The organism is Bradyrhizobium huanghuaihaiense (assembly GCF_007830635.1).
GTDB classification, from domain to species: Bacteria; Pseudomonadota; Alphaproteobacteria; order Rhizobiales; family Xanthobacteraceae; genus Bradyrhizobium; species Bradyrhizobium huanghuaihaiense.
In genome coordinates, this window is sequence record NZ_VLLA01000002.1 from 608,125 (window position 1) to 622,760 (window position 14,636).

Here is a 14,636-nt window from a genome sequence, read left to right on the forward strand (position 1 = left end):
ATGGCGGAGCGCTCCACCATGCCGCTGATCGAGGTCGACAATCTCGGCGTCCGTCTCAACACCAGCCGCGGGCCCGCACAGGCCGTGCGCGGCGTCAGCTTCTCCCTCAAGCGCGGCGAGACGCTCGGGCTCGTCGGCGAGTCCGGCTGCGGCAAGTCGGTCACCGCGATGTCGCTGATGGGCCTGCTGCCGGACAGCGCACGCGTCACCGGCAGCATCAGGCTCGACGGCAACGAGCTCGCCGGGCTTGCGGATGCGGACTACTGCCGCCTGCGCGGCAACCGCATCAGCATGATCTTCCAGGAGCCGATGACCGCGCTCAATCCGATGCACACGATCGGCAACCAGGTCGCCGAGCCGCTGCGGCGTCACAAGAAATATTCGGCGGGGCAGGCGCGACAAGAAGCGATCGCCTTGCTCGATCGCGTCGGGCTGCCCGATCCGGCGCGTCGGATCGATGCCTATCCGCACCAGTTTTCGGGCGGCCAGCGCCAGCGCATCACCATCGCGATGGCGCTTGCCTGCGAGCCCGACCTGTTGATCGCGGACGAGCCGACCACCGCGCTCGACGTCACCATCCAGGGCCAGATCCTCGACCTCATCGCCGATCTCGTCGAGGAGCGCGGCATGTCGATGATCCTGATCTCGCACGATCTCGGCGTCATCGCCGAGAACGTCCAGCGCATGATGGTGATGTATGGCGGCACCGTGGTCGAGAGCGGGCCGACCGATGAGGTGTTCCGCCGCATGGGTCATCCCTACACCCAGGGCCTGTTCCGCGCGCGGCCGAAGCTCGGCGCGCGCAAGGGGACGCGGCTGAAGACGATCTCGGGCACGGTGCCGGAGCTCGCCGATCTTCCGGCCGGCTGCACCTTCTCGGAACGATGCCCGCTCGTGATCGATGCGTGCCGCGCCGCGCTGCCGCCGATGGCGGACGTCGGACCCGGACATGGCGTGCGCTGCATCCGAACGGACGTCTCTATGGCTGCGAATGTCGGAGCGCTGTCCGCATGAGCACCGCGCCTCTTCTCGATGTGAAGGATCTCGAGCAGCGCTACACGCTGCCGCGCGAGAGCCTGTTCCGTCCGCCCGGACAGGTGCGCGCGCTCAACGGCGTCAGCGTGCAGGTCCAGGCCGGCAAGAGCCTCGGCATCGTCGGCGAATCCGGCTCCGGCAAGTCCACGTTTGCGCGGGTGGTGATGGCGCTGGAGCGGCCGACCTCGGGGCAGGTCGCGCTGCTCGGCCGCGATCTCAATCGCATTCCGCCAGACGAACTGCGGCGCGCCCGGCGCGATTTCCAGATGGTGTTCCAGGACCCCTATGGTTCGCTCGATCCGCGCCAGATCATCGCGCGCATCGTCGCCGAGCCGCTCACCGTGCTGGAAGGTGCCGACCGCACCACCTTCCGCGACCGCGTCGCCGCCGTGCTGAAGCAAGTCGGCTTGCGCGAAGCCGACATGGACAAATATCCGCACGAGTTCTCCGGCGGCCAGCGCCAGCGCATCGCGATCGCGCGCGCGCTGATCACCCAGCCGAAGCTGATCGTCGCCGACGAGCCGGTCTCCGCGCTCGACGTCTCCGTGCAGGCCCAGGTGCTCAACCTGATGCAGGACCTCCAGGAGCAGTTCGGCCTCAGCTACATCCTGATCAGCCACGACCTCGCCGTGGTCGACTATCTCTGCGACGAGGTCGCGGTGATGTATCTCGGCCGCATCGTCGAGCAGGGGCGCCCCGAAGATCTGTTCGAGCATTGTGCCCATCCCTATACGCGGGCGCTGCTGGATGCCGTGCCACGGGCGCGCGCCGGGGGCGGCCGGCGCCGGCGCGGAGCCCAGGCGATCGCTTCGCAATCGGCGGCCGCGACCGGATGTCCCTATGTCGCGCGCTGTGCACTCGCCGACCAGCATTGCCGCGAGGCCCTGCCTGAGCTACGCAGGGTGGGCGAGGGGCACCTTGCCGCCTGTCACAAGGCGGAGTCTGTGATGGCGTTGCCGCAGGCCGCCATGGAAGGTTAGTGTCCGGAGCAGGATTGGCATAGGCTCACGAAGACAGCAGGCCGGGGAGTTACGAGATGTTCAGGAAACTATCCATCGTCGCATTTGCCGCCGCGCTCGCCGCGGCGCCTTTGCCTGTACTGGCGCAGAGCAAGAAGGACAGCGTCGTCATGGCGATGACGCTGGAGCCGCCGGGGCTCGATCCGACCAATGCCGCTGCGGCCGCGATCGCCGAGGTCACGCTCTACAACATCTACGAGACGCTCACCAAGATCAACGAGGACGGCTCCGTCTCGCCGCTGCTGGCGGAGAGCTGGACCGCGTCGCCCGACCTGAAGACCTACACCTTCAAGCTGCGCAAGAGCGTCAAATTCCACAATGGCGAGCCGTTCGATTCCGCGGCGGTGAAGTTCTCGTTCGACCGCAACGCCGCTGCGACCAGCACCAACAAGGACAAGAGCCTGTACCAGGCGTTCGAGAAGGTCGAGACGCCCGACGCCGACACCGTCGTGATCACGGTGAAGTATTCCGAGCCGAACCTGCCGTTCCTTCTCGGACAGGCGAGCGGCTCGATCGTCGAGCCGAAGAGCGCAGCCACCAACGTCACGCAGCCGGTCGGGACCGGGCCTTACCAGTTAGGGGCCTGGGCCAAGGGCTCCTCGATCACGCTCAACAAATGGGCGGACTATCGCAACGCCTCGGCGATCAAGCTGTCGAAGGTGACGATCCGCTTCATCTCCGATCCGGCCGCCCAGGCCGCGGCGCTGCTCTCGAACGATGTGGACGCATTTCCGCGCATTGCGACCCGCGTCGTTGCCCAATTCAAGTCTGATCCGCGCTTCACGGTGCTGATCGGCGGCTCCAGGGCCAAGACCATCGTCGCGATCAACGAGCGCAAGAAGCCGCTCGACGACGTCCGCGTTCGCCGTGCCATCCTCGCTGCGATCGACCGCAAGGCATTGATCGATGGTGCCGTCGAGGGTTACGGCACGCCGATCGGCAGCTTCTACACGCCGGGATCGCTCGGTTACGTCGACACCACCGGCATCAACCCCTACGACCCCGAGAAGGCCAAGAAGCTTCTGGCCGAGGCCGGCGTTACCACGCCGCTCGAGCTGTCGCTGAAGCTGCCGCCGCCGCCCTATGCGCGGCAGGGCGGCGAGATCGTCGCGGCCCAGCTCGCCAAGGTCGGCATCGTCGCCAAGATCGAGAACGTCGAATGGGCGCAGTGGCTGTCGCAGGTGTTCGCGCCGAACAGCCCGCATAATTTCGATCTCACCATCGTGAGCCATGTCGAGCCGTTCGACCTCGTCAAGATCACCGAGCCGGACTACTATCTCGGTTACAACAACGAGGCGTTCAACGCGCTCTACAAGCAAATCGTGTCGACGCCGGATGAAGCCGCCCGCGCAAAACTGCTCGGCGACGCCCAGCGCATGCTGGCCACCGACGCCGTCTCCGCCTACCTGTTCCAGCCCCAATGGCCGACTGTCACCAACAAGAAGCTGAAGGGCGTCTGGAAGGAAGTCCCGCAGTTCGAGAACGATTTCTCGACCTGGTATTGGGAGTAGGGGGCGACGACAGCGCGGTGCCCATTGCTGTGCCCTCGCCCGTCGTGGGCAGAGCTATGCATATGGATTTCACGAAGATTGCCCGCGGGCTTGCTCCGCCTCTCCCGCTTGCGGGAGAGGCCGACGCGCTCGCAGAGCGCGGCGGGTGAGGGCTCTCGCCACGCAGAGACGCCCTCCACAATTCAACAATCCCACCGCGGAGACACCCCCACCCCAGCCCTCCCCCGCAAGCGGGAGAGGGAGCCCAGCGCCGATGGCGCAGCATCGTGCACGCCATATGCGATTCCCCTGCCGTCGTGGGGGAGGGCTATCGCGGATGGCGTTGGTGGCGGCCTGAGCAAGCGCCTCGTCCTTCGAGACGATCGCCCCCGCGGTCTCTTCAGGATGCGGCTAAGCAGCATTGGCCCCGTTTGAAATTGCCGCCACGCACTCCGCCCTCATCCTGAGGGCCCGCCATCGGCGGGCGTCTCGAAGGCTGCGTTGTAGGCGTGCTATCCGCAACTCTTCTCTTCATGCGGATGCGCGCCTGTATCCCAATTCCCACACTTGCCGGCAAAAGAGATCCGTTTGTCGCTTTTCGAACAGACGGAAAAAGCCTGCTTCGTTCCAATTCCCCAGCGATCGAAAAAAGTCATCGGTGGGGCAAACGAAATGGAACGTTCCCTGTTAGTTGAGATGGCGCGCGATGAATATGTCGAGCGTTGCAAGCAACGGGCCTTCGATCATCTGGACCGAGGCGATCTCAAGAACGCGGTCGCCTCGTTTGTCGGCAATATGAACGCGCGTCCCGATTGCGAACTGCCGTTCCACCTGGCAGCGCTTGGCGCTTTGCTGCTGACGGCGAACGATGCGTTCGGCTGGAAAATGCTGATTGAAGGATTGAGGTGATGATCCGATAAACGCGGGCGTAGGGAGACTTGGGGATGGCTCACTACCGGGCTTATCTTTTGGATCAGCACCGCCACGTTATAAGCGTAGCGAAATTGCAGTGTGCCGACGAGCAGGAAGCACGAGAACGTGCTGCGCAACTGGTTGATGTCAACGACGTCGAGCTCTGGCAACTCGATCGCCGGATTGCGGTCTTTGAGGCCCCCGCAAGCCGAACCTCGCAGGCCGCGGGAAAGGAAAAGCCGCAGCGCCCTAAAGACAAATGAGGCGTGCGTGTCAGTGCACGAATCCCGCGAGTTGAATTCGCGGAGACAACCGCTGATCCGGCGGCGCCGCGCCGTCCGCGGGTTTTTCCGGCCAGATGCTTCCGGTCCCTGTCGGGAACTTGCGTGACCAATCATCGCTGCGCGCTGGCCGCTTGATTTAGATCAAGCACGAGACAACGAAATGCCAAATGCATGCGCTGGTGCCGTCGCCGTTGGCGCGGGCATCACGCGCGGAACCCAGCGGATCGATGGCGCCTCATCATCAGGAGGTGGCTCATGGTTCGCTATGGTCTGATTGGTTTCGCGGCAGCTATCCTCGTCGCTGCCAGTCTGGTGCCCGATGACGCGTTTGCTCGCCGTGGCGGAGGTGGCGGCATGCGCGCTGGAGGAGGAGGATTTCATGGCGGCGGCATGCGCGCCGGTGGCTTTCACGGCGGTGGCATGCGGGCTGCCCACGTCGGGGGCGGCGCCGTTCATGCCGGTCGCGGCTATCGCGTGGCCGGAGGAGCTCGGCCGGCGCATCCGATAGCGGGCCGCCCGATTGCAGGTCGGCCCGGCTATCCGGGACGCCCGATCGCGGGCCGCCCGGGCTACGGCGGCGGCTACTACCGCCCGGGCTTGGGCTATGGCGCTGCCGCGGTGGGCGCCGCCGCTGCCTACGGAGCCTACGGGTACTACAACAACAACTACAACAGCGGCTGCTACTACGACACCTACGGCAGCTACGTCTGTCCGGGTCAAAATCAGTATCAGTATCAATATTGAGAAGACCAAGTGAGCGCGGACGGCGGTGATCGAGGGCCGCCGCCTGCTCCCAGCTTTCTCGCCGCCGATTGATCCGGATACGAGGCGAACCCTTTGGGGCAGCTTTTGTCGCGGCAGCCGATCCCCGCGGGCTCAGGATGGGCACGAGCGATACATCGCCTGCAGCGGGTTTCCGCGAAGGAATATGGTTCGGGGCGTCAAGCCGCCGCGATGGGCGATCCAGCGCCGCACCGGTGCAGGATACATGAGATACATCATGCGCGTGGCGCCGGCGTTCGTGACAGCCCGTCCGCGCGGACCAATATCCCATGCGGCGTGGAACGCCAGCTCGGCCCGCGAGGTCACGCAGATCCTTTCGGAGGGCAGGGTCGCCAGGACAATGGTGCAGGCCGATGCGCAGAAGCCATCGATGATGACTCTCTGGCCCGAGGCGCGCAGCCGTTCATACTTGTATATGTACTTCCCGATCGATCCGCCTCGATCGTCCGTGATCCGTATGGCGGCATCGCCCGAGCGCGATCCGGCGACCATGAGTGCTGCGATGACGAGCCCCACCCAACGTTTCATCCCAGGCCCCCGCGCGTTGCCTGGTCAATCCTGTTGAATCAGGCTTCGCCGGGCTTGATCCAGATCAATCAACTCGAAAACACGCCGACATCGGCGGGAGATTGCCGAGCTGGCGGTTGACCACGTGGAATGGCGCGCGGATGGCCTCTCGATTGGTGCGACCGAACACAGCTGGCGTCTCCTTAGGAAACGCGATCAAGTTTTGGTCGCTGCGGCAACCTCACGCCCGCGAGGCGATTTGTCAGGGAGGTTGTCCCAATTAGGCTCGCGTCCTCGACTTGATGTCGTCGAACCAAAGTATCTAGATTCAAATTCGGGAGTGTTGATTTGCCGGATTGCGGCTCTCGCGGGGAATAAGCAATGAAGGAAATGCAGGCCCAGCTAGAACTGCTCCGCGCGCAAATCGCCGATTGCGAGCGACTTCAGAAAACTGCCAAGAACCAAATCAAGCGCGACACTTTCACGAGATTGCTCGCTCGCTACAGGGCCATCGCTGTGGAGTTGGAGCGAGCAATAGCAGGAATGCCACCGGCTCGCAGTACTCTCCTGGGCCGCAAAACCAAAGAACCCCGTCCGAAAGAAGAGTAAGGCCCACCTGAGTTGGCAGCCTTTTCGTGCTCTTCATCCAAGTGACTTGATCCAAGTGACTTGTTCGCCTGGTGTGAAGTCGATGTCTCCGGATCGTCCGTTCGTGGACGACTCGATCCAGCAGATCGAGGACGCGATCGTCGCGGTTGAGGCCGGTCGCTCGAGCTTTCCGGATATACCCGCAGATGCTGGCTCCGAGTTTGCCGGAGCTTCAAAGTCCGATTTGCTCTCTCTCGACACATGACGCCGCGGCCTCGTGTTGCTCGCGATGGCTGCGTTGAACGTCACTGGATTGCATCAGTTGCGCTCGAACGATTTGAAGTCGTAACGAATTCGAATCACTTCCGGAAAGTGAAAATTAGTTCTGCGCCATAATCATAATGACTCCGCCGCAAAAAAAGAAAATAAGGTGGAAAAAACAAAAAATAGCTGGGAGGAGTGAATGGATACTGCGGGTCGCCTGCGCGCGATGGCATCGCTGTGCCGTCAGACAGCCGCGCATCATCCTGATCGAAGTTGGAAGCTGCTCGCCGAAGCTGAGTACTGGGAGCACTTGGCCAACGATACGCCGCTCGATGATTTCGAACTTTGCCAAGTTGGATCACCGCCTCATGGAGAGCGCAGTGTCACGCAACCGGCCGCGGCCATCGCAGGGGGAGTGCAAGACAAAATAGTTTGTTAGCTTCTATGTGCCTAACTGGACGCGTGCCCGATTACCGCCGATTGCGGCACGTTGGAATGGGAATGCCGGCCCCGGCTGTTACCCCATCCTGCGGCTGGGGCCGTTTTGAACTTTCAAACTCCAACTACAACCATGTTGAGAGGCTGCGTTGTAGCGCTATTTGGAATGGGCATCTTTTCTCAGCGTGGTCGAGCGCTGTTCCGTGGCCGCAATACTGATGCCGCTGTTGAGGCTATGCGGGAGATCAGCCGAGGCTAGGGGCCCTTCGGGCTCTACCCGTGCGCCTCGTTGATCAGGCAGCGCCCTGCCAGGGACGGCTACTTCTTCAACAGTATTCCCATGCTCCGCGCCATTCGTCGCACCGACCCGGCGTGACGGCCCAATTCGGCGGCTATCTTCGATGTGCCAACTCCCTGCCGGGCGAGCCTGATCAATCGGCGGACTTCCTGCTCGGCCCATTGCTTTGGCTTCGGTGCTTTCATGGCGGTGCTCGACGGCACCAGTTAACCGGCAGGGTGACAGGCCGACACTTGGGAAATTTACGGGTGGTGTTTGCTCCCGATCGACATCCGACGCCTGCCAGCCGCCACGAGGCACGCGGCTGCGCCGCTTGCTCGCGCGCCTCTAACCTTGATGGTATTCTGATGACCCATCGCTAAACTGCGTGGGTTGCTCCCGTTGAAGTCCAGCCGCACGTCAGCGCCGCCGAGCACGTCGATCCAAACGCTTTTCGCGCCGGTATTGCCTCCCGCAGGAAGAACGAGGACAACGCCCGGACTTCGGAATAATGGCATTATACCCCTGTGTTGCCCGACGTGTCAAAGCGGCGTGTGGCTATCTGCGTAAGCCGTTGATTGTGTTATCGCCAGCTACTGTGCATGGGGTTGTTTTCGCGTTTTTGTTTGATGGGGATGACCCGGCTACGCCGCTGCCGGCAGATCCGGATCGGCAATCGCCCCGGCAACACGCACGCGCACGCGCAGCGCATTGCCGGGCAGATACGCGATCGGCATGTCCTCGACGTCGACCGTCTTGAGGCTGTCGCGCGCGGCTCCGGCCTGAACGGCGCGGTCGGCCGCGATGTCGCGCGCGGCTGCGATGGCATCCTCGCGGCTGAGGTCGCGGAACACCTGGTCGGCTTCGCCCGAGACCTGCGCGATCGCGGCGCCGACCGCGTTGGCGCAGTCGCCATGCGGCACGCGGACGATCTCGGAGATGCCGGGCAGGCGATCGGGCACCAGGAAGGCGCCGCCGCCGACCGCGAGCAGCGGCACGTCGCCGGCCTCGGTCTTCATGCGGTCGATGTCCTCCTCCAGCTTGCGCCAGGCATCACGCAGCGCGGCCTCGATCAGGCGCTTCGGCAAGTTCGCGACGCGCGAGCGGTCGCCGATGTCGATCAGGCCGGCGGCCACCGCAATGTCGGTGGCGGTGAGGCGCGAGCCGCCGAACACCAGCGCGTCCGATGTCAGGCGATAGCCGACGCTGAGCGGGCCGACGCGGACCGGGTCTTCGTCGACATGGCTGCCGCCGCCGAGCCCGATCGAGAGCAGATCGGGCATACGGAACAGCGTGCGCACGCCGCCGACCTCGACGACGGCATTGGCTTCGCGCGGAAAGCCGTGACGCAGCTGGCCGATGTCGCTGGTGGTGCCGCCGACGTCGACGACCATGGCATCGTCGAGACCGGACAGATGCGCGGCGCCGCGCATGGAGTTGGTGGCACCGGAGGCAAAGCTCATCACCGGGAACGCGGTGGCGATCTCGGCCTGCATGACGGTGCCGTCGTTCTGGGTCAGGAACAGCGGCGCATCGATGCCGCTGTCGGCGATCGCCTTGCGGAAGGCCGCGACCGTGGTGACGGCGAGATCGTGCAGCGAGGCGTTGAGCAGCGCGGCATTCTCGCGCTCGAGCAGGCCGATGCGGCCGAGATCGTGCGACAGTGTCACCGCGACGTCGGGGCAGATGTCGGCGAGGATCTCACGCGCCGTGGTCTCGCAGGAGGGATCGAGCGGGGAGAAGCTCGAGCACACCGCGACCGAGCGCAGGCCCGCGTCCTTGATCTTTCGCGCGGCGTTCTTGAGGCCGGCGGTATCGAGCGGCATGAACGGGCGGCCGTCGTAATCGTGGCCGCCCTCCAGCATGAAGATCTCGCCGTTGACGAGAGAGGCGAGGTCCGTCGGCCAGTCGCAGAACGGCGGCAGCGAGGCGCTCGCCGGCATGCCGATGCGGATCGCACCGATCTTCTGCACGTGGCGGCGCTGCACCACCGCGTTGATGAAGTGCGTGGTGCCGATCACGACCGCATCGACCTTCACCGCGGCAGCCGGCTCGGCGCGCAGCGCCTTCAGCGCGTCGAGGATGCCCGAGGTCACGTCGGCCGTGGTCGGCCGCTTGACGGAATGGACGACCTTCTCGTCGACGATCAGCACGGCGTCCGTGTTGGTGCCGCCGACATCGATGCCAATACGCTTCATGGGATCTTAAGCTCCGGCCGCCGCGGGCGAGAAGAGGGAACGGAAATCGAGGTCGTAGCCGAAGGCGCGCGGGCCGACGAATTCGAGACCGCGCGGGCTCGTCAGCACCGGCGGCGCCGGCAGGGCGACCACGGTGACGCGCTGGCCGTAGCGAATGGTCTCGGTACCGATGCCGTGGCCGTTGACGCTGTCGAGCACGCAGATCAGATCGGGCGAGGTCGCGATCGCTTCCTCGTCGCGCCAGGCGACGATCCATTCGTTCTGGAACGAGAGCTTGAGCTTGGTACCGCGATCGGCATCGCTGCCGTCGACCATCGCGGTGCCTCGCAGGAAGCCCTCGGTGGTGCGCCGGGCGACGTCCACGATCTTGCCGGTGAACAGTTTTTGGCCGCCTTCGGTCGCAAGCAGCGCGGCGATCGGATCCTCGTGACGACGGTTCGCCTCCTGCACGGCGCGGCCGATGCGGATCGCCTTGGTGGTGGTGAAGTGGATGCCCCAGTCCTTGACCTCGCGCCCGGTGCGCGGGGCCTTGCTGGTCGAGGCGATCGAGCCCATCTCGACGCAGATCTTGCGGCTTGCCCGCTCCATCCACTTCCAGCTCGGCACCTTGGTGACCACGGCTTCGATGCCGCGGGGATCGTAGAGCGTGCAGGGATAGGGACGTAAGTCCCCGATCGCGACCGAGGTCATCTGCGCTTCGGGGAAAGCGCGGCCCATGCAGTCGGCATCGACCACGGGAATGCCGAGATGCGCGGCCGCCATCAGCGCCTGCACGCCGTTGCCGCCGCCGATCTCGACCGACATCACGGCGCGGAACTTGATGCCGTTGATCTCCTCCTGCATGCGCACGGCGCGCGCGATGTTGCGGCTGTCGGCAAGGCGCTCCTGCCCGACCAGCGGCGCGCCCATGTTGGAGACCACCGCGACCCAGTCCGCGTCGTCGAGGTCGAGCGGCGACATCAATTGCACGCGATGGCCTTCGGCATAGAGCCGGCGCAGATTGAGCAGGCCGAGATAGGGGCTGCCGCCGCCGCCGGTGCCGAGGATCCAGGCGCCGACCGCGAGCGCCTCGATCTCCTCGAGGCTGATCGTCTTCAGTTCCACCTTGCTCACGACACCAGCTCCTCGACGATGCGGGCCGCCGCGGCAATGCCGAGGATGACGGGGCCTGGATAGGCTTTGCGCACGCGCGCCTTGTTGGCGCTGGTGTAGCTGATGCAGTCCATCACCACGAGATCGGGCTCGAGGTCGGCCATGGTGTGTGCAGCCTCGTCGACGACAGCCTCACTGGAGCCGGGGCGCAGCGTGATGCCGACCACCTCGACGCCGTCGCGCTGCCATTTCTTGTCGATCAGCGCGGTCTGCTCGGGCAGCGGCGAGAACACGCCGAGCCGTCCCTTCGGCAGCACGGCCTCGACGAGATTATGCAGGATGGCCGAGGGCAGGATGACGAGCCCGTCGGCCGCGAGGTTGGGGAATTTTCCGGTGCACGCCATCAGCGTGACGCCGACACCTTCGTGCTTGAAGCGCGTGATCTGCTGGCTCGCGCGCCGTTCGACTTCCTTCTTGCTGATGGTGACGCCGTCGCCGTTCGGCAGCAGCGTGAACAGCGTGTCGTAGCCGTCCATTGGCGGGATGGCGTCGATCTCGGCGCGGCTCATGCCGTCGAGCGCGCCGCGCAGCTCGATCTGGATGCCCGGCGACAGCACGGCTGCGATCTCGGCAGCGACGGTCGGGCGCGGACTCTGGCCGATCACGACCACTCCGATGCGCTGATGCTTCAATGGCATGTTCATGGGGCTAGTCCTTCAAGACGACGAGATCGGCCGGCGTCCATTCGAGTGTGACGCCGTTGCCGGGAACGAACAGGCGGCTCGTGCCTGCATTGGGTTGTTGCACGAGAACGCGATGTCCACCCTCTAGCGTGACGCGGTAGAGCACGGCGCCGCCGAGGAAGTTGGTGTTCTCGACGATGCCATGCGCGGAGATGCCGGCTGGGGCGGCGCCGTCACCGCGCGGGATGAGGCGAATCTTTTCCGGGCGCAGCGCGACCGAGAGCACGCCGGTGCCCTGCGCCTCGGTCGGCGGCAGCGCCAGGATCAGGCCCTTGCCGGCATCGAGCGCCGAGGCAACCGTGCTGGTCGTGGTGCGCTCGCCGCGGAAGATGTTGGTGTCGCCGATGAAGTCGGCGACGAAGCGCGTCGTCGGCTGGTTGTAGATCTCGGTCGGCGTGCCGACCTGTTCGACCCGGCCGCCGTTCATCACGGCGATGCGGTCGGACATCGCGAGCGCCTCTTCCTGGTCGTGGGTGACGAAGACGAGGGTCAGGCCAAGCTTCTTCTGCAACTGCTTGAGCTCGAACTGCATCTGCTGGCGCAGCTTCTTGTCGAGCGCTCCTAACGGCTCGTCGCAGAGCAGGACGCGCGGGGCGATGACAATGGCCCGCGCGAGCGCGACGCGCTGCTGCTGGCCGCCGGAGAGCTGGGCGGGGCGGCGATCTTCCAGTCCGGACAGCTCGACCATGGCGAGGGCCGCCTTCACCTTGGCCGCGATGGTCGCCTTGTCGAGCCCGCGCATGCGCAGGCCGAAGGCGATGTTCTCGGCGACGGTGCGATGCGGGAACAGCGCGTAGTTCTGGAACACCATGCCCATGTCGCGCTTGTGCGCGGGCACGTGGGTGATGTCGGCGCCGTCGACGCGGATCGCACCCGAGCTCGGTGTCTCGAAGCCGGCGATCATGCGCAGCGTCGTGGTCTTGCCGCAGCCGGAGGGGCCGAGCAGGGAGAAGAACTCGCCTTGCCGGATGTCCATCGCGACCGCGTCCACGGCGCGGACGCCGCCGTCATAGACCTTGCTGACGCCGGCGATCTCGATCGATGCGCTCATGCGCGGAAGATCCGGTTGACGCGCTGGTCGATCTCGTCTTTGCGCTCGTTGTACCACTTCCAGTCGACCTGGATCAGCTTCGAGACTTTTTCCGGCGTGGTGAGCAGCTTGGCGTCGTACTTGGCGTCGAGCTTCACCTTCTTGTTGGCCGGCGAGTACCACACGGTCTCGGCGAGGCGCTTCTGCACCTCGGGGCGGAGCATGTAGTTCACATAGGCGTTGGCGAGCTCCTTCATCTTGCTGCCGGGCGTGATGGTCAGGACCTGCTCGAGCGACAGCACGCCTTCGCTCGGCGAGACGAAATCGGTCGGCTGGTTCTGCCCGTCATAGCGGTAGATGCCGGAGTCGTGGATGACGCAGAGGCCGACTTCGCCCGACAGCAGCATCTTTTCCATCGCGCCGGTGAAATCGACGATCTTGATCGGCTTCAGCTTCTCCAGCGCCGTGTAGGCTGCGTCGAGATCGGTCTGGCCCTTGCCGAACAGCGTGCCGCACATCATCAGGAAGGCCTGGCCGAGGCTGTTGACGGGAATGACATAGCCGCCGCGGACGCCGTTGTATTTCGCGTCCCACAGCTCCTTCCAGGAGGTGATGTTGCCATAGCCCTTGTCGGTGCGCATGCCGAGGCCGATGGCGCTGGTGAAGATCGAGACGCCGACGATCTTGTCGCTGACGGCGTAGGGATAGACGTCGGCGAGATTCGGCACGAGCTTCGCGTCGATCTTCGGCTCGACCAGGCCCATTTCGGCGGCCGCCCACTGCTCGTTGGAATTGGTGTGCATCACGTCGTAGATCGGCGCGGAGCGCGAGCTCGCCTGGAGTTTTGGCAGATAGGGGAAGGCGGAATCGATCTGGAGCTTGCACTTGAATTCGTTCTCGAAGGCGGGGCCGATCTCGGCCTTCATGATCTCGCCCCACTTGCCGCCCCAGCCGGTGATGCGCAGCGTCGGATCGTCGGCGCGCGCGACGTAAGGCGCGGCGATGGTGCCGATGCCGAGTGAGGCGCTTGCGGTCAGAAAGCGGCGGCGGCTGAGCGGTCCCAAAGCTTTCATCATGTCTCGAATCCCTGAGGTTACAATGAGCGGTTACAATTTGACGTAGGAGCGCAGGCCGACCGTGCGGTCGAGCCCGATGACGACGACAAAGGCGAGCACGATCGAGACCACCGAGGCGGCGCCGATGGTGCCGTCCAGATCGAACTTCAGATAATTGAACAGCGTGACCGGCAGCGTCTCGTTGCCCGGGGAGACCAGGAACAGCGACACCGGGAACTGGTCGAAGGAGACGATGAAGGCGAAGATCGCACCCGCAAGCACGCCCGGCTTGATCAGCGGCAGCGTCACCTCGAAGAACGTGCGCAACGGACTGGCGCCGAGATTGCGCGCGGCCTCCTCCAGGCGCGTGTCGAAATTATGCAGCACGGCGAGCGTGGTGCGCACGACATAAGGCAGCGTCACCAGCGTGTGGCCGGCGACGAGGCCCCAGGTCGGACGTCCCACATCGAGCAGCACATAGGTCTGGAACAGCGCCAGGCCGGTGAGGATCGCCGGCAGCATCAAGGGCGAGAGCATGGTGGCAACGATCAGCCGCGTGCCCGGCAGATTGCCGCGCGCGAGCGCAAGCGCCGCGGAGGCGCCGAGGATCGTCGCGGACAGCGTGGTGAGCACGGCGACTTCGAGGCTGAACCACAGCGCATGCATGAAGTCGCGCGAAGCGAAGAATTTTTCGAACCAGCGCAGCGACACGCCGACGGGCGGAAACTGGATGAACGGTGTCGGGTTCAACGCGAACACCACGACGATTGCGATCGGCGCCAGCAGGAAGACCAGGATGGCGATGTTGATCGCAAGATAGAGGTAGCGGCCGTAGTGCCTGATAGGCCCGGGCGTCCGCACGGATGCCGCCTGCTGCGCCGCCGGGAGCGATGCGCTATTCGAGGCCGCGGTTTGCATCAT

At 64.7% G+C, this 14,636-nt stretch carries 16 protein-coding genes; 8 read left to right on the forward strand and 8 right to left on the reverse strand.

The genetic code is table 11. The annotated features are described in order from the left end of the window. From IQ16_RS06780 to IQ16_RS06810, 6 genes are all read left to right on the forward strand, one after another. Positions 1–1,014: an ABC transporter ATP-binding protein gene (locus IQ16_RS06780; RefSeq protein WP_026312757.1), complete on the forward strand. Its 1,014-nt coding sequence runs from the start codon at positions 1–3 to the stop codon at positions 1,012–1,014. Then, positions 1,011–2,015 (forward strand): ABC transporter ATP-binding protein, encoded by a 1,005-nt coding sequence (locus tag IQ16_RS06785; RefSeq protein WP_018647667.1) that lies wholly within the window; start codon positions 1,011–1,013, stop codon positions 2,013–2,015. The genes IQ16_RS06780 and IQ16_RS06785 overlap by 4 nt, the downstream gene beginning before the upstream one ends. Before the next feature lie 56 nt (positions 2,016–2,071). Continuing rightward, a complete protein-coding gene (locus tag IQ16_RS06790; RefSeq protein WP_018647666.1) occupies positions 2,072–3,565 on the forward strand; it encodes an ABC transporter substrate-binding protein in 1,494 nt (497 codons plus the stop codon). A gap of 567 nt (positions 3,566–4,132) precedes the next feature. Next, entirely contained in the window at positions 4,133–4,453 is a 321-nt protein-coding gene (locus IQ16_RS06800) for a hypothetical protein (protein WP_244635545.1), read from the forward strand. A gap of 35 nt (positions 4,454–4,488) precedes the next feature. Continuing rightward, positions 4,489–4,719 carry a hypothetical protein gene (locus IQ16_RS06805; protein ID WP_035668117.1) on the forward strand — a complete coding sequence of 77 codons (231 nt, stop codon included), beginning with the start codon at positions 4,489–4,491 and terminating at the stop codon, positions 4,717–4,719. Positions 4,720–5,094: 375 nt separating this feature from the next. Further along, positions 5,095–5,484: a hypothetical protein gene (locus IQ16_RS06810; RefSeq protein ID WP_321175587.1), complete on the forward strand. Its 390-nt coding sequence runs from the start codon at positions 5,095–5,097 to the stop codon at positions 5,482–5,484. 132 nt (positions 5,485–5,616) lie between these two features. Here the strand turns inward: IQ16_RS06810 and IQ16_RS06815 are convergent, their stop codons facing one another. Next, a complete protein-coding gene (locus tag IQ16_RS06815) occupies positions 5,617–6,051 on the reverse strand; it encodes a hypothetical protein (protein WP_018647661.1) in 435 nt (144 codons plus the stop codon). A gap of 360 nt (positions 6,052–6,411) precedes the next feature. Between IQ16_RS06815 and IQ16_RS06820 the strand changes: the two genes are divergently transcribed. Together IQ16_RS06820 and IQ16_RS45040 are read left to right on the forward strand one after the other, a co-directional pair. Beyond that, positions 6,412–6,639 (forward strand): hypothetical protein, encoded by a 228-nt coding sequence (locus tag IQ16_RS06820; protein WP_018647660.1) that lies wholly within the window; start codon positions 6,412–6,414, stop codon positions 6,637–6,639. Positions 6,640–6,742: 103 nt separating this feature from the next. Continuing rightward, a complete protein-coding gene (locus IQ16_RS45040) occupies positions 6,743–6,883 on the forward strand; it encodes a hypothetical protein (protein ID WP_158646914.1) in 141 nt (46 codons plus the stop codon). Positions 6,884–6,997: 114 nt separating this feature from the next. Here IQ16_RS45040 and IQ16_RS45045 read toward each other — a convergent pair whose 3' ends face one another. From IQ16_RS45045 to IQ16_RS06855, 7 genes are all read right to left on the reverse strand, one after another. Next, the gene (locus IQ16_RS45045; protein ID WP_026312756.1) at positions 6,998–7,234 is read right to left on the reverse strand and encodes a hypothetical protein; all 237 of its coding nucleotides are present in this window, start codon (positions 7,232–7,234) and stop codon (positions 6,998–7,000) included. A 1,007-nt stretch (positions 7,235–8,241) separates the two neighbouring features. Beyond that, on the reverse strand, positions 8,242–9,795 hold the full coding sequence (locus IQ16_RS06830) for a hydantoinase/oxoprolinase N-terminal domain-containing protein (RefSeq protein ID WP_018647657.1): 1,554 nt from the start codon (positions 9,793–9,795) through the stop codon (positions 8,242–8,244). A gap of 6 nt (positions 9,796–9,801) precedes the next feature. Then, complete coding sequence (locus tag IQ16_RS06835; protein WP_018647656.1) at positions 9,802–10,908, reverse strand: S-methyl thiohydantoin desulfurase family protein; 1,107 nt, start codon at positions 10,906–10,908, stop codon at positions 9,802–9,804. Then, a complete protein-coding gene (locus tag IQ16_RS06840; protein ID WP_018647655.1) occupies positions 10,905–11,591 on the reverse strand; it encodes an AroM family protein in 687 nt (228 codons plus the stop codon). Before IQ16_RS06840 ends, IQ16_RS06835 begins: the two co-directional genes overlap by 4 nt. A 4-nt stretch (positions 11,592–11,595) precedes the next feature. Further along, positions 11,596–12,681: an ABC transporter ATP-binding protein gene (locus IQ16_RS06845; protein ID WP_026312755.1), complete on the reverse strand. Its 1,086-nt coding sequence runs from the start codon at positions 12,679–12,681 to the stop codon at positions 11,596–11,598. Next, positions 12,678–13,736 carry an extracellular solute-binding protein gene (locus tag IQ16_RS06850; protein WP_018647653.1) on the reverse strand — a complete coding sequence of 353 codons (1,059 nt, stop codon included), beginning with the start codon at positions 13,734–13,736 and terminating at the stop codon, positions 12,678–12,680. Before IQ16_RS06850 ends, IQ16_RS06845 begins: the two co-directional genes overlap by 4 nt. Positions 13,737–13,766: 30 nt before the next feature. Beyond that, positions 13,767–14,636: an ABC transporter permease gene (locus IQ16_RS06855; RefSeq protein ID WP_018647652.1), complete on the reverse strand. Its 870-nt coding sequence runs from the start codon at positions 14,634–14,636 to the stop codon at positions 13,767–13,769.

Excerpts from the sequence above, each read along its gene's own strand:
- IQ16_RS06830 (WP_018647657.1), bottom strand. The coding sequence starts at position 9,795 with ATGAAGCGTATTGGCATCGATGTCGGCGGCACCAACACGGACGCCGTG.
- IQ16_RS06780 (WP_026312757.1), top strand. The coding sequence starts at position 1 with ATGGCGGAGCGCTCCACCATGCCGCTGATCGAGGTCGACAATCTCGGC.
- IQ16_RS06845 (WP_026312755.1), bottom strand. The coding sequence starts at position 12,681 with ATGAGCGCATCGATCGAGATCGCCGGCGTCAGCAAGGTCTATGACGGC.
- IQ16_RS06805 (WP_035668117.1), top strand. The coding sequence starts at position 4,489 with ATGGCTCACTACCGGGCTTATCTTTTGGATCAGCACCGCCACGTTATA.
- IQ16_RS06815 (WP_018647661.1), bottom strand. The coding sequence starts at position 6,051 with ATGAAACGTTGGGTGGGGCTCGTCATCGCAGCACTCATGGTCGCCGGA.
- IQ16_RS06855 (WP_018647652.1), bottom strand. The coding sequence starts at position 14,636 with ATGATGCAAACCGCGGCCTCGAATAGCGCATCGCTCCCGGCGGCGCAG.
- IQ16_RS06840 (WP_018647655.1), bottom strand. The coding sequence starts at position 11,591 with ATGAACATGCCATTGAAGCATCAGCGCATCGGAGTGGTCGTGATCGGC.
- IQ16_RS06810 (WP_321175587.1), top strand. The coding sequence starts at position 5,095 with ATGCGCGCTGGAGGAGGAGGATTTCATGGCGGCGGCATGCGCGCCGGT.
- IQ16_RS06785 (WP_018647667.1), top strand. The coding sequence starts at position 1,011 with ATGAGCACCGCGCCTCTTCTCGATGTGAAGGATCTCGAGCAGCGCTAC.
- IQ16_RS06850 (WP_018647653.1), bottom strand. The coding sequence starts at position 13,736 with ATGATGAAAGCTTTGGGACCGCTCAGCCGCCGCCGCTTTCTGACCGCA.
- IQ16_RS06790 (WP_018647666.1), top strand. The coding sequence starts at position 2,072 with ATGTTCAGGAAACTATCCATCGTCGCATTTGCCGCCGCGCTCGCCGCG.
- IQ16_RS06820 (WP_018647660.1), top strand. The coding sequence starts at position 6,412 with ATGAAGGAAATGCAGGCCCAGCTAGAACTGCTCCGCGCGCAAATCGCC.